Origin of the sequence: Streptomyces narbonensis, from assembly GCF_014649015.1 — a bacterium.
Taxonomy (GTDB): Bacteria; Actinomycetota; Actinomycetes; order Streptomycetales; family Streptomycetaceae; genus Streptomyces; species Streptomyces narbonensis.
The window spans coordinates 374,260-399,864 of the sequence record NZ_BMSF01000004.1 but is presented as its reverse complement, the minus strand read 5'-3'; the positions used below and the strand labels follow the sequence as shown (position 1 = coordinate 399,864).

Sequence of the window (25,605 nt, the reverse complement as noted above, 5' to 3'; positions counted from 1 at the left end):
AGCCTGCCGCCCGGGCAGCAGGAGACACCGTCGTCCACCTGCACTGGCCGGAGCAGGCACGCAGGGCCGAGGAGAGCCTGGACGCCGAGCGTCGCCGACGCAGAGAAGAAACCGGGCCGACCCGACCCGCGCTGCCGCCCCCGCTGGGCCGGGCCGACCCGACCCGCGCTGCCGCCCCCGCTGGGCGCCAGCTACCGCAAGAGGAACTTGTTCATCCTGCCCGACGGGGACGAGAACGACGAGGACGAGCCGGGCGGCAGTTCGCTCCCGGCCGGAGGGGAATGACGTGGCCGATGGCCAGAGCGGACCGCAGGACAGTGTCGTCCCGTTCCTCCGGATCGGCCCCTCGCCGAACCGGGTCACCCACGAGGGATACCAGCAATGGCGGCAAACACGAGGAGCCTTCATCCCGGCACCGAAACTGACGCTGGACCAGTACCGGGCCATGAGCCCCCGCAAGCGCGGACTGCACGACCTGCACAGGGCGGCGACCCACGTGAACCTGCGGATGCAGGAAACCCCGATGAGCGCACAGGTCACCGCGCTGATGCGGGCCAGACTCCAGAACAGCGCACTGAAGCAGACCCCCGGAACCCGCGACGGACTGATGATCAACGGCGGCGGCTACCAGGGAAAGACGGAGACGGCCTGCGAGACCGCCGCCGAGTTCGAAGACTTCTGGCGCGACCTGCACCACCAGCTCAACCCGAACGCGATCCCCGGCACCCGGGACCTCTTCCTGCCGGTGGCCTACTGCCAGACGCCGGTCAAGGCCACGCCGAAGGGACTGTGCGAGGCGATCCTGGACTTCTACGGAGCTCCGCACGCCAAGACCCTGCGCGGGCTGATCCGCAACGTCCGCGAGTCCCTGCACGCGCACTGCACCACAGCGCTGCTGCTCGACGACATCACCCGCTTGAAGATGCACCGGGAAGACGACCAGGACACCCTCGACCTCATCCGGGACCTGATGAGCCTGAACGTCACGCTCGTCCTCATCGGCGTCAACATCCCCGGTTCCGGGCTGCTGCGGGAAGGCCGTCATGACCCGCGCACCGGGCAGACGGTGCTGTCGCCCGTCAGGCGAGGCAGAAGCCACAACGACGAGGCGGCCACCCAGACCGAACGCCGCTTCGACATGATCAACCTTGACCCGTTCCACTACGACACCCCCGACGGCATCGCCGCCTGGGTCAACCACCTCGCCGGCATCGAGGACCAGCTACGGCTCTTCCGCGCGGCGCCGGGCATGCTCACCGACGGCACGATGCCCGAGTACCTGTTCCGCCGCACCGAGGGGATCGTCGGACTGCTGAAACGCCTCATCGAGGACGGCTGCACCAAGGCCATGGAGAACGGCCAGGAGAACCTGACCATCGACCTGCTCCAGGAGATCCCCATCAATCTCGGCAACGTCCCCGGGCGGGACCCGGGCTCCGGTGAGGTCCCCGTGCTGAAGGACGAGGGAAGAGGAGCCGCACCCAAGCGCCGCAGGCGCGGCCGGAACACCGTCTTCGACGACCAGGGCGGCCGCCCCGCCGTCGATGCCTGATGGCAGGCCGACTGCGACTCCTGCCCCGGAGCCTGGACCCGTTGGAGGATGAATCGATCCACGGCTATCTGCTCCGACTCGCGCACCGGTTCGGCGCCGCACCCTTGGAGATCGCCGTCCGAACAGGGCTCGTTGTTCCGGGACGCGGTCGAAACGGCATTCCCGTTCGCCTTCTGCACGACCTGGACGAGCAGCGGCTCGACGCATTCGCCCGCGCCACTCGCCTCACGCATGACGAGGCCCGGGGGCTGCTGACCTCCCCGTTGGGCGAGCGCTACGGTCCGCTGAACGCACGTCTGCTGGCCGAGTTCCGTACGCCCACGGGAATGACCCACAACAACCGCTGGATTCTCACCAAAGCGACCCGGTACTGCCCGCGATGCCTCTCCGGTGACGGAACCGAGATCGAAGAGCGTCATGGCGGGCGTTGGCACCGGTCCTGGAGATTGCCTCCCGTCTTCGCCTGTCTGCGTCATCAGCGCCCGCTGCTGTACGGCTGCCCTCGCTGCGGGCAGGACATCAACGCAGCCCGCGCTGGCAGCCTGATCGCCCGAGCCTCCGAGGCAGGCCTCCACCCCGTTCAGTGCAGAGCCACCCTCCCTGACACGCGAGCGATCTGCGGTGCGGGTCTGGCCGGCGCCGAGGCGGACCGACTTCCCTACGCTCCCTCCGCAGTCGCCGCGTTGCTGAGGCTTCAGCACTACTTCGACAGGCTCTTGGACCCCGATGGGCCGAAGGAAGTGGGCAGCTTCGGATGGCTGATTCCAGCGGCCCAGTACTTCATTGATCTACGCGCTCTGAGTGCGTTGATCTTCATGACGTGGCCCCGCCCCAGGGAACTCGCCGACACGGAGGCCCTGGCCGTGTTGGTCGACCGGGAGGCAGGGAAACGGCACGCTGAGTTCGCCAAGTCCCGTGCTGAGGCCGAGGCCGGCCGACGGCGTCAGGCCTCGCACCACTACAGCGATCCGGCGGCGGATCCCGCCGTCGCAGGCGCGGTGCTGGGCATAGCCGCACGGCTCTTGTCGGCTCCGGACGAGAACGAGACGCACGAGTTGATGGCGCCGATCATTGATGGAGCAAAGGAGCTGAACTTTTCGATGAGTTACCAGTTCCGGCGCCTCAGCGGGACCTCCTACCCGCTCCAGACCATCCTCCTGACCTCGCGCCAGGACCGCGGCTCATTCCAGCGGATGGGGCAGCGGATCGAGAACAAGGGGTTCAGTCGAGTTGGCCAAAGAGCAGGCGGGATAACTGGCTAGGGCGTGACGATGTGGCCAACCTGCCCTTGGAGGGGTCTCCGCGACGAGATGCAGGTAGTTGTCAGCAAAGGGGCTGCGGGCTCCCGACGTTCATAGGAGAATTAAGGGGGCATGCGGGGTGACGGGTGTCAGTTGCTGCTGTAAGGAGCAGGAATGGTGACGAAGAATCGAGTCGACTGGACCGATGAGCGATTGGGGTCCAACGTTTATGAGGACATGGTTTCTGTTCTGATCAGCCGGCTTCACCCTCAAGCTGAACGCATTGATGGGGCGGGCGGCGACAAAGGCCGCGACGTCCAGGTCCCACTTCCTGCAGGACTGGAAATTTTCGAGCTCAAGAGCTTCACCGGGCGCCTGGACGAAAGGTCCGGGAGAAGGCGTCAGGTTGCCGACTCCCTCAAGAGGGCAGCCGAGCGCAATCCCACTGCTTGGCACCTAGTGGTTCCCATCAATCACACTGATGGTGAACTGGAATGGTTCAACGGTCTCGCAGCCAAGTATTCATTCCCATGCGATTGGCGCGGAAAGGATTGGCTGGATAGCCAGATGGCTTCCCACCCGGAGCTCCCGCGTTACTACCTTGAAGGCAGTAATGACGAGATTGTCAACATGATGCGAGAGCTCAATCAGGAGCAAGCTGCTCTTACCCGAGGGGTTTCTGATCTTGTAGAGCGAGTGCGTACCCTCAAGGATCGCCTCAACTCTCTTGACCCGCACTACGTGTTTGGCTTCAATGTTCAGCCCAACGGGTCGGTTAGTGTTACGACACTCCCAAGATACCCAGGCGCGCAAAAGGATCGGCCTATTCGCATCGGTGGAACATTTGAGTTCCCTGACACGGAGGATGGCAAGCAAGCGGCGCGAGCACTGCAGGATAGTTTTGACTATGGGGCGACCAGTGTTGTTTCAAGCGAGTTTGTCAAGAGTTTTGTCGTCGATGCGCCTGCAGAGTTTGGTGGAATTTTTGAAGGTGGTGAACTTCAAGTCGGAGGCGCCGTCGACAATGCACCCCTGATCGGTGCGCGATTCGCTCTGCGTATCCGCGATGCGCAAGGGGTCGTTAGGGCTCATCTGCCACTTGAAGCCAAAGAGAGGACGGCTGGTAAGCGAGGTATTGAACTGAGGCTTGAAGACCTCGGTGGGGTTGCGAGGGTAAAGGCTCGTTTTGATGCGCCAACCCATCGTGCGAAGATTACGTACTCATTCCACCTTCCGGAGGACAGTCTGCCCGGTATTCTGTTGCCGGCGGTCCGCTTCCTGGCTGAGGCGACTGAGGGTCGCGCGGCGTCCATGGTGCTTAACGGCAAGGAAATCGGCCCCCCGATGGATCTGTCTTCCTCCTACCCAGATGCTGGTGACTCAATTAAGCAGCTCCAGATCCTGGATGACATTCAGCGCATCAGTGGTGTGTACTTCCCTGTTCCGCAGTCTCTAACTGACGAAGAATTCGAATCGATCAGGGATGCGCATCGTTATCTGACCAGCGAGACATGCACTTTCCAGTGGAGCCGTGTTTCCTTTGCGATCCAGCGGGCAGGGTTGGATACTCCTGAGCTCCAGCAGCTTCAAGCGGGAGGAGCCGTATCCGATTTCGTCATCAGAAACGACATGATTCTCCGGCTGGGTGATGATTCCTTCAACCTTGGACGCCTCGACATGACGTTTTCCTCCGTGGTACTTGAGGTGATAGTTGATATCGATGCTGCCGAAGGGTCAGGTGGCATGATCAAGGTGACGATTATTCCCGGTGAAGACTCCTCCGTATCGGTTTCCCTGGTGCGGTAGGTAGCGGGAGGAGTCTGTCTGCTCCAGCCTGCTCGGTTGGCTGCTTTGCCGTCGGGCTCGGGCGGGATCGGAGGGCTGTCACCTTGGGTAGCGGTGTCCTGTGGACGGACCGGCGTCTGCGGTTACACGGTGACCCGGTCTGCGAAGAGTTCGTAGGTTTCCCTGTTGTGCTTTCGTGCCGCCACGACCTGCGAGCGGAAGTTGCTCAGTGCCTTGGTCACTGCAGGCCTGTTGCGCAGACTGGACGTCACCAATGGGTTCCGAAGTTGGTCCGGGGCGAAGGCAAGCAGGGTTTCGACGACAGGTTCCCATGTCTGGGTAGCCTTGGGCATGCTGAGGTTCTTCTTGAACCGCAGGGTGTACGGGTCACTGACGGCGGCTCCAATGACGGACTCACGCGCGTGCCCGATGGCTTCGACGGCCAGCATGATCGACCCTCGAAGGCCAAGCCAGTCGAACAGTTCTGCCTGGTCCTCTGTTCTCGCTGACGCGTCGATTTGACCCAGCTTCGTCTTTTCCAACTCGACGGCGCGCAGCAGACTCGCTACGAATACGATGTGCTCAGCTGTGACGCGCTCGGGGAAGACGCTGCTGTAAATGGCGTCCTGTTCCCAGATCTTGCTCTTCTCGTGGTAGGCGACGCCAGACTGCCCGTGAAAGGCGGCGAGCGCCTGGGCCGCGGCCTCGGCAGATAGCTGGTTTTCACCGGGGCGACGGATCACGTCCTCAGAGCCACCGCGCCGGCCGCCGCTGTATCCGACGACGCCCAGCTTCTGGAACTCCTGGACGAGACGCCTCTGGATTCCATCGTTACTGCGGAAGTCCGAGGCCTGCGTCGGATTCTGTCGATTATTGAAACGGACGATATTCCTGACGGTTTCAGGGTCATCGCAGCGAATGAACCGGGTAAGCACATGGCTCTCGTCGCCGATCTTCTCAGCCGGGACGGACCCAATCGCTCCCGTGGTCTGGGCGCCGTTGACGATCCCCAGTCCGGTGATCTCAAGACTGTACGCATCGAGGTTGAAGCTGTGAACTAGAGCCGTAATTCCGTTGTTGTAGGCCCACAGGTTCGCTGGCTCGTTGCGTACCGTCTCTTGGATTCCGTTGTTGATGTTGCTCTGTGACCGACGGCTGCCCAAGTAGTCGCGGACATTCGGGGAGAACAGATCGGCACCGTGCTGTGCATACCGCTCGTAAAGCCAGCTGATCGGGACGCTCGTGCACAAGGCGGTCCACTTATCGCCGCGCTCCACGAAGGCGCCCGGGACTTTGACCTTGAAAGTGTCCGACACAAGGATCGGGGTCTGTGAACTCTCGTAACGTCGGGACAGAACCGCTCGACCCAGCTCAGTCCCAGAGATGTCAATCTCGTTCCCCGGGTAGCCGTGGCCCAACTGGGCGTACGCGGCGTCGCGTGCCGCTTGGATCTCCTCGGCGACCTGCTTTGATTCCGGCAGATTGTGGACGTACCAGATCTCGACGTCGCCAATGGCGTCATCTTCGAGAGCATCGTGGAGCTCACGCCAGGCGCCGAGTAGTGCATCAGGCACCCCCACGGGCTGGCTCTTGTTGAACAACCAATTGACTGCCTGATGGAGGGTGGCGGCCTTGCCCGCAGGCGCCTGCTGCCTCGCTGCGTTCTCAGACTCGTACCCCTGGGCGAGAACAACGCGGCCTGCATTGCGGTCAATATAGAGCAGATCGCAAGCTTTATCATTGGAGGAGTCCGTGAGTGCCGTGGCGGCCACGGTATCGATGTCTTCAATGTCGAATGTGAGCTGCAGGGCGAACAGCAGCCGCTTGTTCGAACCGTATCGATCAAGGTCGACTCGCTGCTGGAGTGCCACTTCAAGGCTGTCTGTCACGCGGACAGGCTACTCGCCCTGCGCAGCAGGCAGGTCGTGTTTCAGCTGCTGCAATCGGAACACCATAAGGTCATGCGTCCGCTGCCCCGCAGCCTCGACCCTCTGACCGACGAGGCGCTGACCGGCTATGTGCTCCGTCTCGCGCACCGTCTTGGGGTGTCTCCCGGAGCGGTGACGATTCGGACCGGCCTGACCGGCGGCCGTAAGGAGAACGCGCTGTTCCGCGTTCCCATGCGGCTGCTGCACGATCTTGATCTCGAACGGATCCGGCACTTCGCCCGGACCGCCTGCCTCTCCCCGGATGAGGTCGGCCGACTGCTGACCTCCTCGCTTGCTGAGCGATATGGGCCGCTGAATGGGAAGTTCACCCCGCGCAGTAGCGCCGCGAGGATGGTCAACGGCAATGCGTGGCTGCTGACTCGCAGGCCCAGGTACTGCCCACAATGTCTCACCGGAGACGGGAGTGAGATCCAACAGCGCCACGGTGGGGCCTGGCGGCTTTCCTGGCGCCTCCCGCCGGTCTTCGCTTGCCCTCGGCATCGTCGTCTCCTTCGGATCAACTGCCCGGCCTGCCGTCAGCCCGTCCACGCGGTCGAGATGAACAGAATCATCGCCCGTCCCTGGGACGAGGATCTTCATCCGACGCAGTGCCGGACCACGATCGCGCCGCGCACCGTCGGGCGCCTCCAGCCGGCCTGCGGCGCGCAGCTCGCGGAGCCAGCCGGGGCTGGTCCGGAGATCGCCCCCGACCCGCAGACGCTGGAGCATCTCCTCGGCCTTCAGCGCCGGCTCCTGAGACTTCTCGACCCCGCCGGCCCTGCCGTGACCCCGAGCGTCGGCTGGCTAATCCGCGCCGCTGACTACTTCGCCGACCTGAGAGCGCTGCTCGGCCTTGTATTCCTCTCCTGGCCTGCGGCTCGCTCCTTCGCCGCGACCCCGGCGCTCGCGGAGGCCCTTGACCGGGAAGCCGAAGAGCGCCTTGCCCGAGCAGCGGCCCTTCGTGACCGGCCCGGGAAGAAGCACAGCTCGCGTCCTTTCACCGACCCACCGCTGGACCCGTTTCTCATGGGCGCGGTGCTCGGAATCGCCGAGCGGCTGCTCGACGCCTCGGACGAGGAACAGGCGCGGGAGCTCATGCTGCCGCTCATCCATCAAGCCGGCCGTGTCGATCAGGCGTTGTCGATCTACCTCCGACGCGAGGCGTGGGTCTCGTTCCCGCTGCGGATCGTCAGCATGAACCGCTCCAAGAGCATGATGGCCATGGGTGCCATCATCGCCCGCGGGCCGATCCCCAAGGGCGGTGGTAGCGGAGCGCGTCCGGAGGGGTATCGCCGACGTGAGCCCCGGTGACAGTTGTCCTGCTCAAGTGACAACCATCGTGCTCAGTCACAGCACGGCCCCTTCCGCGCCACGACACTGTTGCAAGCGCCTGCTTGCAATAGTTAGCAGAGGCTGGCATGGTCGGGGCATGGCATCGCTCAACGTCGGCAATCTCGGTGAGTACCTCCGCGAGCAGCGGAGGACCGCGCAGCTGTCCCTGCGGCAGCTCGCCGACGCGGCCGGCGTGTCGAATCCGTACCTGAGCCAGATCGAGCGGGGGCTGCGGAAGCCCAGCGCGGAGGTTCTGCAGCAGGTCGCCAAGGCGCTGCGGATCTCCGCCGAGACGCTCTACGTGCGGGCCGGGATCCTCGACGAGAAGGAGCGGGACGAGCTGGAGACGCGCGCCGTCATCCTGGCCGATCCCTCGATCAGCGAGCGGCAGAAGCAAGTGCTGCTCCAGATCTACGACTCCTTCCGCAAGGAGAACGCCGCCGAGGCCGCCGAGGCCGCCGAGGCCGCCGCCCAGGCGGCGGACGCCGGTGCCGACGGCCCCGCACCCGCACCCGATGCCGAATCGCCTTCGCGCTAGTCCGTACGTACGTCACACCCGGGAGGACCACCAGCATGGCCATCATCGACGAACTGCGTACCCCTCTCTACTTCGCCGCCGGCACCGCCGACCTCGCCGTGCGGCAGGCCAGGAAGGTCCCCGGCCTGATCGAGCAGCTCGCCGCCGAGGCGCCCGCCCGTATCGAGGCCGTGCGGAAGACCGACCCGAAGGCCGTGCAGGAGAAGGTGACCGCGCAGGCCAAGGAGGCCCAGGTCACCGTGCAGTCGAAGTTCGCCGAGGTCGTCGGCGGTCTCGACACCGACCTCAAGAAGTTCGGCGAGACCGCGCAGGACCTCGCCCTCCGCAGTGTCGGCGTGGCCGCCGAGTACGCGGTCAAGGCGCGCGAGAAGTACGAGGAGGTCGCCGCCCGCGGCGAGGAGGCCGTCAAGGTCTGGCGTGGGGAGGCGGCCGAGGGGATCACGGAGATCGCCGTCGTCGTCGAGCCGGAGCCCGCGACGGAGCCGGCCACGGAGCCCGAGACGGAGCCCGTGGCGGCGTCGGACGAGAGCCCGGTCGCCGAGGCCGAGAAGGCGCCCGCCAAGAAGGCCACCGCCCGCAAGGCCCCCGCCAAGAAGGCGGCCGTCGTCGCCGCCGAGAAGGAGTAAGGGAGCGGGCTGACCCGGGCGGGCACCAATACGGGTATCCGGTGCGTTGTAACGGGTACCTTGACCGCGAGGCGCTTTCTCCACATCACCACTAGGCGGTGCTCAGCATGTTGCGCGCGGGATTCGACTCCCTTCTCACTCTGGTGATCTTCCTGGTCTTCACCGGCTTCGCCGTCGCCGCGCTCGTCTTCGCCGCCATGGCACGCGAGGACGCCTACCGCGCCGCCGAGAAGCAGACGAAGAAGTTCTGGCTGATCCTCCTGGCCGTCAACCTCGTCATCAACCTGCTGCTGCCCATGCTGTTCCTGCAGATCGCCGGGCTGATCGCCGCCATCGTCTTCATGGTGGACGTACGCCCCGCGCTCGCGCAGGTCTCCGGCGGCGGAGGCCGCCGCGGCGGCGGCTCCAGCAGCGACGGACCGTACGGCCCCTACAACGGCGGCCGATAGCGGATCGCCCCGACCGGACAGGACCGGTCGTACGAGAAGTACGAGAAGTACGAGGAGTACGAGGAGTACGAGGAGTACGAGAAGTCGTACGAGAGCGAGTGGCAGGGCCCGGGGTCAGCTCCGGGCCCTGTCCCTTTCCAGGGCCAGGACGGCGACGTCGTCCGTCAGCTCGCCGCCGTTCAGCGCCCGCACCTCGGTCACCGCCGCCTCCAGGAGCTCCTCGCCCCGCAGGCCCTCGGACAGCTGTCGGTTGATCATCTGGACCATCCCGTCCTGGCCGAGCCGCGGCGAGCCGGGGCCTGCCGAGCGGCCCTCGATCAGCCCGTCCGTGTACATGAGCAGGCTCCATGCCCCGCCCAGCTCCACCTGCCGGCGCGGCCATCGGGCGCGCGGCAGCAGACCCAGGGCCGGGCCCCCGTCCTCGTACGGGAGAAGCCGGGCCGCCTGCCCCTGCCGGGCGATCAGCGGCGACGGGTGGCCGGCGAGGCAGAGGCCCGCCCGGCGGCCGTCGGGCGCGATGTCGACGGTGCAGAGGGTCGCGAAGATCTCGTCGCTCTCCCGCTCGTGCTCCAGGACCTGCTGCATCGTCGAGAGCAGCTCGTCCCCGCACAGCCCCGCGAAGGTCAGTGCCCGCCAGGCGATCCGCAGCTCGACGCCGAGGGCCGCCTCGTCCGGGCCGTGCCCGCAGACGTCGCCGATCATGGCGTGGACGGTGCCGTCGGGGGTGCGCACGGTGTCGTAGAAGTCGCCGCCGAGCAGCGCGCGGGAGCGGCCGGGCCGGTAGCGCGACGCGAAGCGCAGGTCCGAGCCCTCCAGGAGCGGGGTCGGGAGCAGGCCGCGCTCCAGGCGGGCGTTCTCCTGGGCCCTCAGCCGGGACTCGGCCAGCTTCACCTGGACGGCGTCGGCGCGCTTGCGCTCGACCGCGTACCGGATGGCCCGGCTGAGCAGCCGCCCGTCGAGCTCCTCGCGGAAGAGGTGGTCCTGGGCCCCGACCCGTACCGCCTCGGCCGCCAGCTCCGCGTCGGCGGAGGCCGCGAGGGCGAGGACGGCGTGGCGCGGGGCGAGCCGCAGGATGTGGCGCAGCGGGGCGAGCGGGTCGTCCCCGGTGGCGGTGCGAGGGCTGGGCAGGGAGAGGTCGACGAGGACGCAGTGGACGTCGTCGGTGAGGAGCCGCTCGGCCTCGGTGAGGTTGCGGGCGGTACGGATGCGCACGCGGGTGCCGGCGGCGTCCGCCGCGTCGAGGAGTTCGGGCACGGCGAGGGCACCCGCCGGGTCGTCCTCGACGACCAGGAGGGTGAGATCGGTGCGATCGCGGTCGGTTCCTGTGCCTGTGCCGGTCATAGCGGTGGCGTCCATAGCGGTGGCGTCCATTGCGGTGGCGTCGCCGGGTCCCGCGTCTGCAGAGACGATTCTCTGGCGCGGTACGGATACGGGCATCGGTCCGGAGCTTCCTTCCCTCCCCCCGAGGGTGCGCAGGGCGCCGGGTGGCGCCCCGCCCGTCCCGGACCCTAGCGGTAGGTCGGTGCGCAACGGAATGGTGATCAGCGGGGGAGTGATCTCCCCGGGCTTGGCATATGCCGCGGATGGGGAGGTAGTTGTCGCGGGAAGGGCCGCGGGCGGCCGTGGAAGGGGCCCGGCGGCAATGAGAAAGGTCACGCCGGGCGGGGGAGGTCCGTCAGGTCGGGGGCGAGATCCGGCCAGAATGGCGGCATCCGGTCAAACGGGGCGGGCGCGGACGCGTCGCCGCGCCAAGTGTGGACCCGTCGCCGCGGCAAGCGCGGACCCGTCGCCGCGGCGGGTGTGGACCCGTCGCCGCGCGCCTATCCGGGCCGGACCACTCCCAGGATCTCCATCGAGCCCGCCCCCGCGATGGTCACGTTCCGGCCCGGGCGCGGTGCGTGCACCATCGCGCCCTTGCCGATGTACATCCCGATGTGGCTCGCGTCCTTGAAGTAGACGATCAGGTCGCCCGGGCGCATGTCCTTGACGGCCACGCGCGGCAGCAGCCGCCACTGCTCCTGCGAGGTGCGCGGGATCGGGGCGCCCGCCTTGGCCCAGGCGAGCTGGGTCAGGCCGGAACAGTCGAAGGAGTCCGGTCCCTCCGCGCCCCACACGTACGGCTTGCCGACCTGCGCCGTCGCGAACTCGACCGCCTTCTTGCCCTCCGGGGTCGCCCCCGTCCTGAGGTCGCCGAGGATGCCGGTGTCGAGCCAGGTCGTCTGGGCCCGGTACTGCGCCTGCTCCTCCAGACGGCGCAGTCGCTCGCGCTCCTCGGCGGCGAGCTCGGACTCCAGCTTCTTGGCCGCGGCGATCTTGTCGTTGATCTCCTTCTTCGCCTGGGCCTGCTTGACCCGGTGGGCCTCCAGCTTGGTCCAGTTGGCGCCGGCGTCCTTGGCGTAGACGTCCAGCTCGGCCTGGGTGCGGGTCATCTCGCCGAGGAGGTCGGTGGTGGCCTTCGCGCCGGCCTTGAGGCGGCCCGCGGCGTCGAGGAAGAGCTGCGGGTCGTCGGTGAGGACGAGCTGAGCCCCTTCCGGGAGCCCGCCGTTGCGGTACTGGGCGCGCGCGGCGGCGCCCGCCTTGGCCTTGAGGTCCTCGACCTTCTCGCGGCCCTCGACGATCATCCGGGCGAGCCGGACGATCTCGGCGGACTGCTCCTTGGTCCTCTCCTCGGCGAGGTTGTACGCGTCGGTGGCGACGGCGGCCTGCCGGTAGAGGCCGTCTATCTCCTTGCGCACCTCTTCCAGGCTCTTCTTCGGAGCGTCCGGGGGGAGGGGTGCGGCGGCGGCCTGGAGGGTCAGTGCCGGTGAGGCCAGCACCGCCAGGGCGCAGATCACGGTGATCGCGGCGGTGGTGTGGCGACGTCGGTTCACAAGCTCCCCCTCGTAAGCGGCCCGCGGTCATCTGATTTACCGTCAGTAACTTGGCGGCGGCCTTGGCGATAGTGCCATGCGAAACCGGAAAGCAACAGGGGAAACCAGGGCCTGTCGGGCCCGTTCTCCTCAAAGGGACGAGTGATGCGGGGGTGGCGTTCCCGAGGCGCGCGGAATTCAGCGGCAGTTGGGGAGACGGAAGGTCGTTCGAGTGGCGGAGGACGTCGTCAGGCCCGGGGGGCCAGCGCCTCCCAGCGCACCGTCACCTCGCCCTGCCGCCACCGCCGCGGACCGTCCGTCAGCGGCCAGTCCGCCGCCAGTTCGCGTACGGAGCGGATCCAGCGCTGCCGCGCGCCGAGCGAGGCGTACGGGGCGGCCGCCGCCCACGCCCGGTCGAAGTCCCGGAGGAAGGCGTGCACCGGCTCGCCCGGCACGTTGCGGTGGATCAGCGCCTTCGGGAGCCGCTCCGCCAGGTCCGAAGGGCGCTCCAGCGAGCCGAGCCGGGTCGCGAAGGTGACCGTGCGCGGACCGCTCCGGTCGAGGGCCACCCACACGTGCCGTCGGCCGATCTCGTCGCAGGTGCCCTCGACGAGCAGTCCCCCGGGCGCGAGCCGCCCGCACAGCCGGGCCCACACGGCCGCGACCTGCTCCTCGTCGTACTGACGCAGCACGTTCGCCGCCCGGATCAGGGCGACCGTACCGGGCACCGGCACCTCGAAGCCGCCGTGCAGGAAGGAGAGGCCCTCGTGCTCGTACGCCCTCGCGGCCTCGACGCGGGCGGGCTCGATCTCGATGCCGTAGAGCCGGGTGCGGGGCTCGGCGGTGCGCAGCCGGGCGAGGAGCTCGACGGCGGTCCAGGGGGCGGCCCCGTATCCGAGGTCGACGGCGAGCGGCGGTTCGGGGGAGCGGCGCAGGGCGGGGCCGTGGACGGCGGCGATCCAGCGGTCCATGCGGCGCAGGCGGTTCGGGTTGGTGGTCCCGCGGGTCGGGGTGCCGACGGGGCGGGTGGTGCGCGGGGCCATGACACGAGCGTAAAGGGTGGGGGTGCGGGGCCGAGGGGGCCCCGTCCCGGCAACGAATTGGCAAAACGCTTCCGCACTTGGAAATGAAAGGAGCCATTCCGGTGTTGTGGGGGCTGGAGGACGTACGCGCCCTCCGAGAGTCATGCCCGACACGACCCAGCACGCCCGGGCATGGTTCGCCACGCCCGACGTGGTGCCGTACGCGCCACCCGGTTCAGTACGCCCGATACAGCTCAGTACGCCCCACACAGCTCAGCAAGCCCGACACACCTCAGTACGCCCCACACAGCTCAGCAAGCCCGACACAGCTCAGCCCCGAGGCCGCCCTCGGGATCCCCGAGCGGAAGGACCGCCGACGTGAGCCAGTACGTGTCCCGGTTCGCCGGTACCCGGCACAGGCATCAGGCACCGACCCGGCTCCGGCTCCCCGGCCGGAACCGCACCCCGCGCCGAGTGGCCATGCTCAGCGTCCACACCTCCCCCCTGCACCAGCCGGGCACGGGCGACGCGGGCGGCATGAACGTCTACATCGTCGAGCTGGCCAAGCGTCTCGCCGCCATCGACATCGAGGTGGAGATCTTCACCCGGGCCACCACCGGCGGACTCCCGCCGGTCGTCGAGCTCACCCCCGGCGTCCTCGTCCGGCACGTCGACGCGGGCCCGTACGAGGGGCTCGCCAAGGAGGAGCTGCCGGCCCAGCTCTGCGCCTTCACGCACGGCGTGATGCAGGCGTGGGCGGGCCACCGGCCCGGCCACTACGACCTGGTCCACTCCCACTACTGGCTCTCCGGCCACGTCGGCTGGCTGGCCGCCGAGCGCTGGGGCGTCCCGCTCGTCCACGCGATGCACACCATGGCGAAGGTCAAGAACGCGGCGCTGGCCGAGGGCGACACCCCCGAGCCCGCCGCCCGCGTCATCGGCGAGACCCAGATCGTCTCCGCCGCCGACCGGCTGATCGCCAACACGGCCGAGGAGGCCGACGAGCTCGCCCGCTTCTACGAGGCGGACCCCGGCAAGATCGCGGTCGTCCACCCGGGCGTGAACCTCGACCACTTCCGCCCCGCCGACGGCCGCGCCGCCGCCCGGGCCCGCCTCGGGCTCCCCCGGGACGCCTTCATCCCCGTCTTCGCCGGCCGCATCCAGCCCCTCAAGGCCCCGGACATCCTGCTGCACGCCGCCGCCCGGCTCCTGGAGCAGGACCCCTCGCTGCGCTCGCGCATGGTCGTGCCGGTCGTCGGCGGCCCGAGCGGCAGCGGCCTGGCCAAGCCGGAGGGCCTCCAGAAGCTCGCCGCGCGGCTCGGCATCTCCGATGTCGTCCACTTCCACCCGCCGGTGGGGCAGGACCGGCTGGCGGACTGGTTCCGCGCGGCCAGCGTCCTCGTCATGCCCTCGTACAGCGAGTCCTTCGGCCTGGTCGCCATAGAGGCGCAGGCGGCCGGCACCCCGGTCGTCGCGGCGGCGGTGGGCGGCCTGCCCGTCGCCGTGCGGGACGACGTGACCGGTTTCCTCGTCCAGGGTCACGACCCGGCGGACTACGCCCGCGCGCTCGGCCGCTTCGTCGCCGACCCGGCCCTCTCGGACCGGATGGGCGCGGCGGCGGCCCTGCACGCCGGGTCGTTCGGCTGGGACACGGCGGCCTCGGGCACGGCCGACGTGTACACGGCCGCCATGCACGACCACCGGGTCCGCGAGAACCGCCGTCGCGTACGCTCGCACCATGGCTGAGGACGTTCGGCGGATCATCGAGGACACCTTCAACGACGCGGAGCTGGACTGGGAGTCCCCGGAGCCCGGCTCGTACGTCGTGAAGCTCCCGGGCACGCGCAAGCTGTTCACCACCCTGTCGCTCCGGGCGGGCCGCCACTCCCTCTCCCTCAACGCCTTCGTCATCCGGCACCCCGACGAGAACGAGTCGGGCGTCCACCGCTGGCTCCTGGAGCGCAACCTCAAGCTGTACGGGGTGAGTTACGCGGTCGACGGCCTCGGCGACGTCTACCTCGCCGGGAAGCTCCCGCTCTCCGCCGTCACGCCCGAGGAGCTGGACCGGCTGCTCGGCTCCGTCCTGGAGGCGGCGGACGGCGACTTCAACACGCTCCTGGAGCTGGGCTTCGCCTCGGCGATCCGGCGGGAGTACGAGTGGCGGGTCTCGCGCGGCGAGTCCACGCGGAACCTCGACGCGTTCAAGAATCTGACTCAGAAACCCACCCGCTGACCCCTTCCGGAGGGTCCTTTCTACTGCCATGCTCACGCTCGGCGCAGATCTGAACACCGTTCATATATGTGAAGGGCTCAGGTTTCATGGCACTCAGTAGAAGGCAGTTCGTCGGCGGCGCGGTGGCCGTCGCGGCGGCGACGGGGACGACGGGGTTCGCACCCGCCGCCTCGACGGGGCCGCACCCGCCCCCCGCCCCGCCGACCTCTGGCGGGAGTTCGAGGCCGCCCCCTACACCCACCCGCAGATCCCTTACGTGGGTCGGGCCGGCGCCCACGCCGGCGCCCGCCGCGCACCCCGCCCGCGGGTCGTGGCGAACGCCGTCACCCACGGGGCGGCCCCCGACGGCTCGCGGGACTCCGCCCCCGCGATCAACCGCGCCCTGGCCGAGGCCGGGGAGCGCGGCGGCGGCACGGTGCTGCTGCCGGCCGGCACATACCGGATCGACGACTACCTCCGGATCGGCCACAGCGGCGTCGTCCTGCGCGGCGCCGGCTCCGGCCGTACGACCCTGCTCGCGACCCGGCACCTCACCGAGCTCATCGGCCCGTACGGCTCCCGCTACGGCGGCGACAAGTCTTCCTGGTCCTGGGCCGGCGGGCTCGTCTGGCTCTCCCCGCACGCCCGGCACGCCTCCCTCGTCGCCGCGATACGGGACCGCGCCTGGCCCTTCGAGGGCTGGACCGGCAACCGCCGCGACGAGTGGACCACGCTCACCGCCCTCCGCCCGGCCCGCCGGGGCGACCGCTCGGTGACCGTCGAGGACCCGTCCGGCCTGATCCGGGGGCAGCTGGTCCTCCTCCGGCTCGCCGACGACCCCGGCCACACGCTCCTGGAGCACATGGCGGGCGGCGGGCCCGGCCCGGAGGCGTACACCTGGGACGACAAGACCAAGCTCACCTCGTACGTCCCCTACGAGTGGCCCGTACGGATCACCGGGATCGCGGGCCGCCGCGTCACCCTCGAACGGCCCCTCCCGCTCGACCTCCGCCCCGAGTGGGACCCCCGGCTCGTCTCGGGGGCCGACCCCCTCACCGACTCGGGGGTGGCCGGCCTGACCCTGGAGGCACCGCTGCTCGCGCAGTCCCCGCACCTCCTCGACAAGGGCTTCAACGGCGTCACCTTCCAGTGCGCGTACGACTGCTGGGCGGAGGACGTCGTCGTCCGGCACGTCGACAACGGCTTCGGACTCGTCGCCGCCTCGGCCTGCACCCTGCGCCGCACGCGCGTCGAGGGGCGCGGTTCCCACCACCCGTACTTCTGCCGGGAGGGCGCGCACGACAACCTCGTCGAGGACTTCCGCATCGCCGCCCGGACCGTCCCCGCCCCGGCCGGAACGCAGCTCCACGGCATCAACGTCGAGGGCCTGTCCAGCCATAACGTCTGGTCGCGCGGGGTCATGGAGACGGGCACCTTCGACACCCACCGGGGCATGCCCTTCGCGAACGTACGGACCGGGATCACCGTCGAGAACGACGGCCGGCACGGCGGCGACGCATCCGCCGGCCCGCTCTACGGCGCCCGGTTCGCGCACTGGAACGTGACGGTGACGAACGGCCGGGCGGGCCTCGTGAAGCTCGACACCGTCGCCCCGTACAGCGCCACGGTCGGCATCAGCGAGGTGCGCGAGTTCGACCAGATCGACGTCCCGGACTTCGCCGGCGACCTCCACGCGCGCGTGGAGGCTTACGGGAGCCCGGAGTCGGTGCGTCCGCGGAACCTTTACGAGGCCCAGCGGGCGCTCAGCGGGAGGTGAAGGAAACGGCGGCGCCGTGGCCGCTCCGGTAGCGGCCCGGTGTCGTGCCGAACTCGCGACGGAAGGCGTGCGAGAAGGCGTACGGCGAGCTGTAGCCGACCCGGTGGGCGACCGCGGCCAGCGGATCCGGGGTGTCCCGGAGCAGCGCGGCGGCGCGCGTCAGCCGCCACCAGGTCAGGTACGCCATCGGGGGCCGGCCGGTCAGCGCGGTGAAGCGGCGGGCCAGGGTGGGCCGGGAGACGCCCGCCTCGGCCGCCAGCAGTTCGTTGGTCCACGGGGCGGCCGGGGCGGCGTGCAGCGCCCGAAGGGCGGCGGCGGTCACCGGGTCGCCGAGCGCGCCCGGCCAGGCGCCGTCGGTGCTCTCGGCCAGCCAGGAGCGGATCATGTAGACGAGCAGCAGGTCGAGCAGACTGGGCAGCGCGACGGCCGACCCGGGCCGTCGCTCGTGCGGCTCGCCGCCCAGTTCGCCGCCCAGCAGGTCGACGGCGGCGCGGAGTTCGGGGTCGCGGCCGGCGCGGTTCGGCAGATGGACGAGCGGGGGCAGCTCCGCGAGGAGCGGGTGCGCGTGGCTGCGGTCGAGCCGGTACTTGCCGCAGAGCATCTCCACCTCGCGCACGCGCGTGCCGAAGGCGGGCAGGGCCGGCTGCGGCAGGGTCCGGTCGGCCCACCGGGCGAACGGCACGGCGCGCGCCACGGTCGCGGCGTCGGCGGGCGAGTCGGCGACGACGTGCCCCGTACCGTGCGGGAGCAGCACGGCGTCCCCCGCGCCGAGCGCGACCGGATCGCCGCCGTCGGGCAGCAGCCAGCAGCTGCCCTTCAGGACGACGTGGAACCCGGCCCCTTCGTACGGGTCCAGCCGGGCGCACCAGTCGCCGCCGACCCGTACGCGGTCGGAGGAGGGCCGCCCGACGCGTACGGCCGAGATCGCGTCGCTCACCACGTCCATGAGGGCAGCGTACGGCCACGATCCTCCACGGCCGTGAGACGCACGCGTATCTGACGGAGCATCCAGGGCATTGAGAGGCTCATGCCCCCTTTCCTAGGCTCGACGACATGAACAGGGAGAGCGCGGAGAGCGCGCAGAGGCTTGTCCTGGGAGAGGTCGAGGTCATCCGGGTCGTGGAGTGGCAGGGCCCGTTCGGCCCGGCCCGCGGCATCGTCCCGGAGGCCGGGGCGGAGCTGTGGAAGAGCAACGAGGAGTGGCTGGCGCCGGACCACTGGGCTCCGGAGAGCGACAGCGCGGTCATGGCGCTGCAGAGCTGGGTGCTGCGCAGCGGCGGCCGGACGATCCTGGTCGACACCGGAGTGGGCGACGGGCGCGAGCGGCCGCACTCGCCGCAGTTCCACCGGCGGCGGGACGGCTTCCTGGGCCGGCTGGAGCGGGCCGGTGTCCGCCCCGAGGACGTCGACGTCGTCGTCAACACCCATGTGCACGCCGACCACGTCGGCTGGAACACCCGCGCCGGCGAGGGGGACGGGGGGTGGGTGCCGACCTTCCCGAACGCCGAGTACCTCGTACCGGCCGCCGACGACTTCCACTACGGCCCGGCGAACGGCTACGGCGGCGGCCTCCAGGAGGAGGACCGGCTCGTGTACGAGGAGAGCGTCGCGCCCGTCCACCGGGCGGGGCAGGTCAGACTGTGGGACGGCGAGCACCGTGTCGACGAGAACCTGACCCTGGAGGCGGCGCCCGGGCACACGCCCGGCTCGGCGGTGCTGCGACTGGCGTCCGGGGGAGACAGGGCGGTCTTCGTCGGCGACCTGGTGCACAGCCCCGTACAGCTGCTCGAACCCTCCTGCGGCAGCTGCTTCTGCCTCGACCCGGGCCGCGCGGCGGTGAGCCGTCGCCGGATCCTCGAACGGGCCGCCGACGAGCGGGAGCTGGTCGTCCCCGCGCACTTCGGCGGGGCCGGAGCCGTGGAAGTGCGCAGGGAGGGGGAGGGGTTCGGACTCGTGCGGTGGGCGGCGTACGGGACGGGGTGAGTGACGGACGGGGCAGGGAGACGGCCGGAGGGAGGGGGCCGGCCGGCTCAGGCGCTGACGGGAGCCTGCTCCGAGGCCCCGGCCGCGTTGTTCTGCCCCTTGACGCTGTCGACGACCTCGACGCTCTCGACGCTCTTGACGACCTCGACGGTCCTGACGACCGCGGGGGTGCCGATATTGCCGCCGTCCTGCTGCGAGGGGACGTCCTGCTGCGTGGGGGCGTCCTCGTCCGCGAGGGCCTTCCGCAGCCGGGTGTAGTAGCCGATGGCGGCGGCGACACCGATGGCGGCGGTCGCCGTCCACAGGACGTCGGGGCCGGGCCCGTCGACGATCGCGCCGGCCGCGATGGGGGCGATGAACCCGGCGACGGCCCAGGACATCCCCATGACGCCCTGGTAGCGGCCGCGGGCGTGCTCGGGGGCGAGCCGGGCGGTGGCGGCGGCGTTCGTCGGGACGTGGATCATCTCGCCGACGGTCCAGACGATCACGGTCGCGGCGAAGGCCACGGGCGAGCCGACGAGGGCGGTGGCGCCGGTGCCGAGGGCGAAGAGGAGCGAGGAGAGGGTCAGCAGGAGAACGGGAGAGCGCTTGTCGGTCAGCTTGTTGACGAGGAGCTGGAAGCCGACGATCACGATGCCGTTGACGGCGATGACCATGCCGAAGGAGGACGGGGAGAGACCCTGGCTCGCCATGGTCAGGGGGAGGCCGATCCAGGGCACGGTGAAGACGACGCAGACGAGGAGGTTGAGGAGGACGAGCGTCCGGAAGGGGGCGTCGCGGAGCACGGTCAGCACGCTGACCTTCTCCTCGGCGACGGGCTCGCCCCGCTTGTCGACGGCGGCCTCGGGGCGGGTCTCGGGGAGCCGCAGGAAGACGATCACGGCGCACAGGACGGTCGCGACGGCGTCGACGACGAAGAGGGTGCGGTAGCCGAGGAAGGCCGCGGCGCCGCCGGCGATGGAGGCGATGGCGAAGCCGAGGTTGAGGGCCCAGTAGTTGAGGGAGTAGGCCCGGCGCACGTCGTGGGCGGGGACCATGTCGGCGATCGTGGCGTTGATCGGCGGCCGGACGGCCTGCATGGCGACGCCCATGAGGAGGACGACGGTGGCGATGGCCCAGGGGTCGGTGACGACGGCGAGGGCGGCGGCGCAGACGGCGGCGCCCAGGTGCATCGTGACCATGGTGGGGCGGCGGCCCCAGCGGTCGGTGAGCATGCCGCCGAGCGGCGAGCCGGCGACGCCGCCGAGGCCGTGGAGGGCGACGACGAGCCCGGCGAACCAGGCGGAGTGCCCGAGCTCCTGCGTCAGGTAGAGGGAGAGGAACGTCAGGACGAAGGCCCCGGTCCGGTTGACGAGGGTCGACAGCCATAGCCACCAGAATCCCGGGGGGAAACCGGAAACCGTCGCGTGTGCTGATCGTCTGAGCGAGTCGATGGACATGTGTGGCCGGCCCCTTGCTGTTGTAAGCCCCTACCTCGGCCTCCGTAACTTACGTATCTCAGGTGCCGGACGCCAGCGAATTGACGACGCGCGTCAATCGTCGGCGGTCGATTAGGCTCGTACGCATGGCCGACGCACCGTACAAGCTGATCCTCCTCCGCCACGGCGAGAGCGAGTGGAACGAGAAGAATCTGTTCACCGGTTGGGTGGACGTGAACCTCACCGCGAAGGGTGAGAAGGAGGCGACGCGCGGCGGAGAGCTGCTCAAGGACGCCGGCCTGCTCCCCGACGTGCTGCACACCTCCCTCCAGAAGCGCGCCATCCGCACGGCGCAGCTCGCCCTCGAGTCGGCTGACCGCCACTGGATCCCGGTCAACCGCTCGTGGCGCCTCAACGAGCGCCACTACGGCGCGCTCCAGGGCAAGGACAAGGCCCAGACGCTCGCCGAGTTCGGCGAGGAGCAGTTCATGCTGTGGCGCCGCTCCTACGACACCCCGCCGCCGGCGCTCGCCGACGACAACGAGTACTCGCAGGCGCACGACGCCCGTTACGCGACGATCCCGCCGGAGCTGCGCCCGCAGACCGAGTGCCTCAAGGACGTCGTCGAGCGGATGCTCCCGTACTGGTACGACAACATCGTCCCGGACCTGCTCGCCGGCCACACGGTCCTGGTCGCGGCCCACGGCAACAGCCTCCGCGCCCTGGTCAAGCACCTGGACGGCATCTCGGACGCGGACATCGCGGGCCTGAACATCCCGACGGGCATCCCCCTGTCGTACGAGCTCGACGAGGACTTCAAGCCCCTCAACCCGGGCGGCACGTACCTCGACCCGGACGCGGCGGCGGCGGCGATCGAGGCCGTGAAGAACCAGGGCAAGAAGTAGCCCTACGCGTGATCATGCCCCTGAGCCGCACTTGGTGCGGATCAGGGGCATTCCGCTGCTCTGGGGCAGGGGTTCGTGGTGTGCGGGGTGAGGGGAGTTACCTCACTTGTTCCGTCCAGGAGGAGCGAAGCCCGAGTTGTTCTGGTTCTCGGTCTCCTGCGTGTGCGAGCTGCCCTTGCACGTCGGCTGCTGGCCGCCGGGAGTCTTGTCGCTCTTGTTGGTGCAGGTGATGTCCACCGGCTCGACCGTGGCCACGGCTGTGCCGGCGGCTCCGAAGCCGAGGGCGCAGGCCGCGACGGCTGCGCCGAGCCCCGTTCCGATTCTCTTCATGGTCATCGTCATGATGTCGTGCGACCTTCCAGGCACAGATGCCGTGCCCGCTGATCACGTTTGTCGCGCGCAGGGGTGAATGTCAAGAGGCTCGGGCAAAGATCGCATAAACGGACGAACTGCCGAGTAGTGCAAGGTCGTTGAAAGGGTCACGACTAACGGAGCGACCCGTCGGTAGTGCGCCGCGAGCGGCCCCGCTCGTCCGGACGGGTGAGGGCGAAACCTTACGGCCCAGGATCGCCGAATGCCGGGTGCGCGGCGCGGTAGGCATGCCGGTGACCTGCTCCGTCTCACGAAACGAGAGTCCCCGTGCGTCTCCGGCACTCCCTCGCCGCCGCCTTCGGTGCCCTTGCCCTCACGGCCACCCTGGCCACCCCCGCCCACGCCGCCACCGGCGACTTCCACTACCGCTTCGTCGGGCTGAGCGGCGAGCCGCAGACCGCCACGCTGTACGACCCGCCGAGCGGCGAGTGCGTCACCATCCCCGAGGCCGCCGACCCGGGCGCCTCCTCGCCGGCCTTCGCGCCGCACAACGACACGGACGAGTACGCGGTCGTCTTCACCGAGGCCGACTGCACCGGCGACTCCTGGACCCTCCGGCCCCACGGCCGCCCGGCCACCGACCGGCTCCTGCTCCGCTCGGTCGTCTTCCTGGGTGGCTAGGGGTGCGAAACCCGCGGGCGGAGGACGCGGGGCATCGCCTAACGTCCAGGGCATGAGCACGTCACTCCGCCTCGCGAAGGTCACCCCCGAGAACATCGACGCCGCACTCGACCTGCGCGTCCACCCCCACCAGGAGCGCAACGTCTCCCCCGTCGTGCGCTCGCTCGCCGAGGCCTATGCCTTCGGGGAGACCGCCTGGCCCCGGCTGATCTTCGACGGGGACGAGCTCGTCGGCTTCCTGATGGCCTTCGTCGACATCCCGTGGAACGAGAAGAAGGACCCCACCGACCGCCGCAGCGGCCTCTGGCGGCTCAACATCACCGCCACGGGCCAGGGCAAGGGGTACGGACGCTTCGCCGTCGAGGCGCTGCGCGACGAGCTCCGGCAGCGCGGCGCGACGCGGATGTACGTGACCTGGGAGCCCGGCGAGGACGGGCCCGGCGAGTTCTACCGCAAGCTCGGATTCCGTACGACCGGCGAGCTCAGCGGCGGTCAGACCGTCGGCGTGCTCGACATCTGAGGAGGTGGGTGGAGGCCGGAAGCCTCCACCCACCCCTCGTCCGGTCAGCCCGAGCAGCCCCCGCACTGGCACGGCGAGCCCGACTGGCAGCCGCAGCCACAGCCCGAGCCGCAGCCGCAGGCCCCGAGGACGGGCAGGAACTCCGTCCCGCGCGGGGCCTCCTGCTGGGGATCGGTCGTCATAGGGGATTCGGCCATGGGGGTCCCTCCCTTTCGAGGCGCGCGTCGCCTCCCCCCATTGCATGCCCACTCGGACCGGCGCATCAACGGCGCACAGGCGCCCGCGCCGTCGGACGGACCTACGCGCCCTCCACCGGCGCGTCCGCCGCCTGGAGCTCGTCCGCGTGCTCACCCGTCACCAGGTACACGACGCGCTTCGCCACCGACACCGCGTGGTCCGCGAACCGCTCGTAGTAACGGCCGAGAAGCGTCACGTCCACGGCCGTCTCGATGCCGTGCCTCCAGCGGTCGTCCATCAGGTGCTGGAAGAGCGTCCGGTGCAGCAGGTCCATCTCGTCGTCGTCCTGCTCCAGCTGGAGCGCCAGGTCGACGTCCTTCGTGATGATGACCTCCGCCGCCTTCGCCATCAGGCGCTGTGCCAGCTGGCCCATCTCCAGGATGGTCGCGTGCAGGTCCCGCGGCACCGCCGTGTCCGGGAACCGCAGCCGTGCCAGCTTCGCCACGTGCTGCGCCAGGTCGCCCGAGCGCTCCAGGTCCGCGCTCATCCGCAGCGAGGTCACCACGATCCGCAGGTCCGTCGCCACCGGCTGCTGCCGGGCGAGCAGCGCTATCGCCCGGGCCTCCAGGTCGTGCTGGAGATCGTCGACCTTCTGGTCCCCCGCGATCACGCTCTCCGCGAGCTTCAGGTCCGCGTCGAGCATCGCCGTCGTGGCCCGCCCGATCGCCGATCCGACGAGTCGGGCCATCTCGACCAGGCTCTCGCCGATCGAGTCCAGTTCCTCGTGGTACGCGTCCCGCATGGATGTCCCTCTCTACGCAAAGCTCCGGGGTCCGGGTGGGGCTTCGGACCCCCACGCTCCCACGTTCGGCCCCCTACGCGTCCGGTTCCACCCCCTCATGTGAATCGCCACTTTCCTCTAGGTGAACTCTGGGCGACACACGCCACCGCCGCCGTCGCAGCAAATGAACCACCCCCGTCTCCACGGTGAACTCTGGGCGACGACTGTTCGAGGAGCCACTCGGACGGCTGGGAGAGTGTCCGTCGCCCCGCATAACCTTGAGGGCATGGACGTGAACGCGGCGGTCGCCGCATTGGCAGCGATCGCCGGCGTGTGCACCGGCGTGATCGCCATGCTGGCGTTCCGCTGGAGCGAGCGCGACCAGGCGCGACCCACCCGGACCTCCCTGCACACCGACGCCGTGCTCCCGCCCGGCGTCGACACCGTGCTGTCCGTACTGCGCTCGTCCGCGGTCGTCCTCGACGACAGCGACTCCGTGGTCAAGGCCAGCTCGGCGGCGTACGCCCTCGGCCTCGTCCGGGGCGGCAAGCTGGCCGTGGAGCCCATGCTCAACATGGCCCGCGACACCCGTCGCGACGGGGAGATACGACAGGTCGAGCTGGACCTGGCCCGGCGCGGCACCGGACGCGGCGAGGCCCTCGCCGTCTCCGCCCGCGTCGCCCCGCTGGGCTCGCGGCTCGTGCTGCTCCTGGTCGAGGACCTCACCGAGGCCCGGCGCATCGAGGCGGTGCGGCGGGACTTCGTCGCCAACGTGAGCCATGAGCTCAAGACCCCGACGGGCGCGCTCTCCCTGCTCTCCGAGGCGGTCATGGACGCCTCGGACGACCCCGAGGCGGTCACCCGCTTCGCCGGCCGCATGCAGATCGAGGCGACCCGCCTCACCAACCTCGTACAGGAGCTCATCGACCTCTCCCGCGTGCAGAACGACGACCCGCTGGAGGACTCCGAGCCGGTGTCCGTGGACGAGCTGGTCGCCGAGGCGATCGATCGCTCCCGGCACACCGCCTCCACCAAGCAGATCGCCATGATCTCCGGCGGCGCCGCCGACCTGCGGGTCTGGGGGAGCCGAGGCCAGCTCGCCGCCGCCCTCGGCAACCTCGTCGAGAACGCGGTCAACTACTCACCCGCCCACACCCGCGTCGGCATCGCGGCACGCAAGATCGCCGCGCCCGGCGGCGACCTGATCGAGATAGCCGTCACCGACCAGGGCATCGGCATCCCCGACAAGGACAAGGAGCGCGTCTTCGAGCGCTTCTACCGCGTCGACCCGGCCCGCTCCCGTGCCACCGGCGGTACGGGGCTCGGCCTCGCCATCGTCAAGCACGTGGCCGCCTCGCACGGCGGCGAGGTCACCGTATGGAGCACCGAGGGTCAGGGCTCCACCTTCACCCTGCGGCTGCCCGAGGCGGGCGCCGCACGGGACCGCCGGCCCGTCTCTTCTCCCACCCCAGATCTCATGACCGAACCGCTTCCCTCCCCGGAGGTCCTTCCGTGAC

At 69.5% G+C, this 25,605-nt stretch carries 23 protein-coding genes and 1 pseudogene; 15 read left to right on the top strand and 9 right to left on the bottom strand.

Translation table 11 applies throughout. The features are described from left to right. Positions 1–286 precede the first annotated feature (286 nt). From IE124_RS10365 to IE124_RS10355, 3 genes are all read left to right on the top strand, one after another. On the top strand, positions 287–1,552 hold the full coding sequence (locus IE124_RS10365; protein WP_189507084.1) for a TniB family NTP-binding protein: 1,266 nt from the start codon (positions 287–289) through the stop codon (positions 1,550–1,552). Beyond that, complete coding sequence (locus tag IE124_RS10360; RefSeq protein ID WP_268246713.1) at positions 1,552–2,814, top strand: TniQ family protein; 1,263 nt, start codon at positions 1,552–1,554, stop codon at positions 2,812–2,814. Before IE124_RS10365 ends, IE124_RS10360 begins: the two co-directional genes overlap by 1 nt. Positions 2,815–2,967: 153 nt before the next feature. After that, a complete protein-coding gene (locus IE124_RS10355) occupies positions 2,968–4,599 on the top strand; it encodes a hypothetical protein (protein WP_189507079.1) in 1,632 nt (543 codons plus the stop codon). Positions 4,600–4,721: 122 nt separating this feature from the next. Here the strand turns inward: IE124_RS10355 and IE124_RS10350 are convergent, their stop codons facing one another. Then, the gene (locus IE124_RS10350; RefSeq protein ID WP_189507077.1) at positions 4,722–6,467 is read right to left on the bottom strand and encodes an AIPR family protein; all 1,746 of its coding nucleotides are present in this window, start codon (positions 6,465–6,467) and stop codon (positions 4,722–4,724) included. Positions 6,468–6,503: 36 nt separating this feature from the next. Between IE124_RS10350 and IE124_RS10345 the strand changes: the two genes are divergently transcribed. The 4 genes from IE124_RS10345 to IE124_RS10330 all read left to right on the top strand — a co-directional run bounded on the left by IE124_RS10345 (position 6,504) and on the right by IE124_RS10330 (position 9,451). Then, positions 6,504–7,817 carry a TniQ family protein gene (locus IE124_RS10345; RefSeq protein WP_189507075.1) on the top strand — a complete coding sequence of 438 codons (1,314 nt, stop codon included), beginning with the start codon at positions 6,504–6,506 and terminating at the stop codon, positions 7,815–7,817. Positions 7,818–7,935: 118 nt separating this feature from the next. Beyond that, complete coding sequence (locus tag IE124_RS10340) at positions 7,936–8,376, top strand: helix-turn-helix domain-containing protein (protein WP_189507073.1); 441 nt, start codon at positions 7,936–7,938, stop codon at positions 8,374–8,376. A gap of 35 nt (positions 8,377–8,411) precedes the next feature. Further along, positions 8,412–9,002 (top strand): hypothetical protein, encoded by a 591-nt coding sequence (locus tag IE124_RS10335; RefSeq protein WP_189507071.1) that lies wholly within the window; start codon positions 8,412–8,414, stop codon positions 9,000–9,002. A 107-nt stretch (positions 9,003–9,109) separates the two neighbouring features. Next, positions 9,110–9,451 carry a DUF2516 family protein gene (locus IE124_RS10330; protein WP_189507069.1) on the top strand — a complete coding sequence of 114 codons (342 nt, stop codon included), beginning with the start codon at positions 9,110–9,112 and terminating at the stop codon, positions 9,449–9,451. A gap of 114 nt (positions 9,452–9,565) precedes the next feature. Here the strand turns inward: IE124_RS10330 and IE124_RS10325 are convergent, their stop codons facing one another. From IE124_RS10325 to IE124_RS10315, 3 genes are all read right to left on the bottom strand, one after another. Then, positions 9,566–10,807: a PP2C family protein-serine/threonine phosphatase gene (locus tag IE124_RS10325; RefSeq protein WP_189507241.1), complete on the bottom strand. Its 1,242-nt coding sequence runs from the start codon at positions 10,805–10,807 to the stop codon at positions 9,566–9,568. 464 nt (positions 10,808–11,271) lie between these two features. Next, positions 11,272–12,321, bottom strand: a complete 1,050-nt coding sequence (locus tag IE124_RS10320) for a C40 family peptidase (RefSeq protein ID WP_189507067.1) — start codon at positions 12,319–12,321, stop codon at positions 11,272–11,274. A 227-nt stretch (positions 12,322–12,548) separates the two neighbouring features. Continuing rightward, complete coding sequence (locus tag IE124_RS10315) at positions 12,549–13,343, bottom strand: class I SAM-dependent methyltransferase (protein WP_189507065.1); 795 nt, start codon at positions 13,341–13,343, stop codon at positions 12,549–12,551. Between the two features lie 357 nt (positions 13,344–13,700). Here IE124_RS10315 and mshA point away from each other — a divergent pair, with 357 nt between their 5' ends. The 3 genes and pseudogenes from mshA to IE124_RS10300 all read left to right on the top strand — a co-directional run bounded on the left by mshA (position 13,701) and on the right by IE124_RS10300 (position 17,311). Continuing rightward, positions 13,701–15,068, top strand: a complete 1,368-nt coding sequence (gene mshA / locus IE124_RS10310) for a D-inositol-3-phosphate glycosyltransferase (RefSeq protein ID WP_189507063.1) — start codon at positions 13,701–13,703, stop codon at positions 15,066–15,068. Further along, positions 15,061–15,555, top strand: a complete 495-nt coding sequence (locus tag IE124_RS10305; protein ID WP_189507062.1) for a type III secretion system chaperone family protein — start codon at positions 15,061–15,063, stop codon at positions 15,553–15,555. Before mshA ends, IE124_RS10305 begins: the two co-directional genes overlap by 8 nt. An 86-nt stretch (positions 15,556–15,641) precedes the next feature. Next, positions 15,642–17,311, top strand: a pseudogene (locus IE124_RS10300) (glycosyl hydrolase family 28-related protein). Here the strand turns inward: IE124_RS10300 and IE124_RS10295 are convergent. After that, positions 17,298–18,257: an AraC family transcriptional regulator gene (locus IE124_RS10295; protein ID WP_189507060.1), complete on the bottom strand. Its 960-nt coding sequence runs from the start codon at positions 18,255–18,257 to the stop codon at positions 17,298–17,300. The pseudogene IE124_RS10300 and the gene IE124_RS10295 overlap by 14 nt on opposite strands. Before the next feature lie 107 nt (positions 18,258–18,364). On the opposite strand from IE124_RS10295, the gene IE124_RS10290 reads away from it, so the two are divergent. Next, the gene (locus tag IE124_RS10290; protein ID WP_189507058.1) at positions 18,365–19,294 is read left to right on the top strand and encodes an MBL fold metallo-hydrolase; all 930 of its coding nucleotides are present in this window, start codon (positions 18,365–18,367) and stop codon (positions 19,292–19,294) included. Positions 19,295–19,341: 47 nt separating this feature from the next. Here IE124_RS10290 and IE124_RS10285 read toward each other — a convergent pair whose 3' ends face one another. Then, entirely contained in the window at positions 19,342–20,733 is a 1,392-nt protein-coding gene (locus tag IE124_RS10285) for an MDR family MFS transporter (RefSeq protein ID WP_189507056.1), read from the bottom strand. Between the two features lie 125 nt (positions 20,734–20,858). Here IE124_RS10285 and IE124_RS10280 point away from each other — a divergent pair, with 125 nt between their 5' ends. Then, on the top strand, positions 20,859–21,617 hold the full coding sequence (locus IE124_RS10280; RefSeq protein WP_189507054.1) for a phosphoglyceromutase: 759 nt from the start codon (positions 20,859–20,861) through the stop codon (positions 21,615–21,617). 102 nt (positions 21,618–21,719) lie between these two features. Here IE124_RS10280 and IE124_RS10275 read toward each other — a convergent pair whose 3' ends face one another. After that, positions 21,720–21,947 carry a hypothetical protein gene (locus tag IE124_RS10275; protein ID WP_229832323.1) on the bottom strand — a complete coding sequence of 76 codons (228 nt, stop codon included), beginning with the start codon at positions 21,945–21,947 and terminating at the stop codon, positions 21,720–21,722. Positions 21,948–22,256: 309 nt separating this feature from the next. Here IE124_RS10275 and IE124_RS10270 point away from each other — a divergent pair, with 309 nt between their 5' ends. Beyond that, a complete protein-coding gene (locus IE124_RS10270) occupies positions 22,257–22,610 on the top strand; it encodes a hypothetical protein (RefSeq protein ID WP_189507050.1) in 354 nt (117 codons plus the stop codon). Between the two features lie 52 nt (positions 22,611–22,662). Continuing rightward, a complete protein-coding gene (locus IE124_RS10265; protein WP_189507048.1) occupies positions 22,663–23,130 on the top strand; it encodes a GNAT family N-acetyltransferase in 468 nt (155 codons plus the stop codon). A 44-nt stretch (positions 23,131–23,174) separates the two neighbouring features. Here IE124_RS10265 and IE124_RS10260 read toward each other — a convergent pair whose 3' ends face one another. Beyond that, entirely contained in the window at positions 23,175–23,327 is a 153-nt protein-coding gene (locus IE124_RS10260) for a hypothetical protein (protein ID WP_189507046.1), read from the bottom strand. Positions 23,328–23,428: 101 nt separating this feature from the next. Next, the gene (gene phoU / locus IE124_RS10255; protein ID WP_189507044.1) at positions 23,429–24,109 is read right to left on the bottom strand and encodes a phosphate signaling complex protein PhoU; all 681 of its coding nucleotides are present in this window, start codon (positions 24,107–24,109) and stop codon (positions 23,429–23,431) included. 265 nt (positions 24,110–24,374) lie between these two features. Between phoU and phoR the strand changes: the two genes are divergently transcribed. Continuing rightward, positions 24,375–25,604 carry a two-component system sensor histidine kinase PhoR gene (gene phoR, locus IE124_RS10250; protein WP_189507042.1) on the top strand — a complete coding sequence of 410 codons (1,230 nt, stop codon included), beginning with the start codon at positions 24,375–24,377 and terminating at the stop codon, positions 25,602–25,604. Position 25,605: the final 1 nt, after the last annotated feature.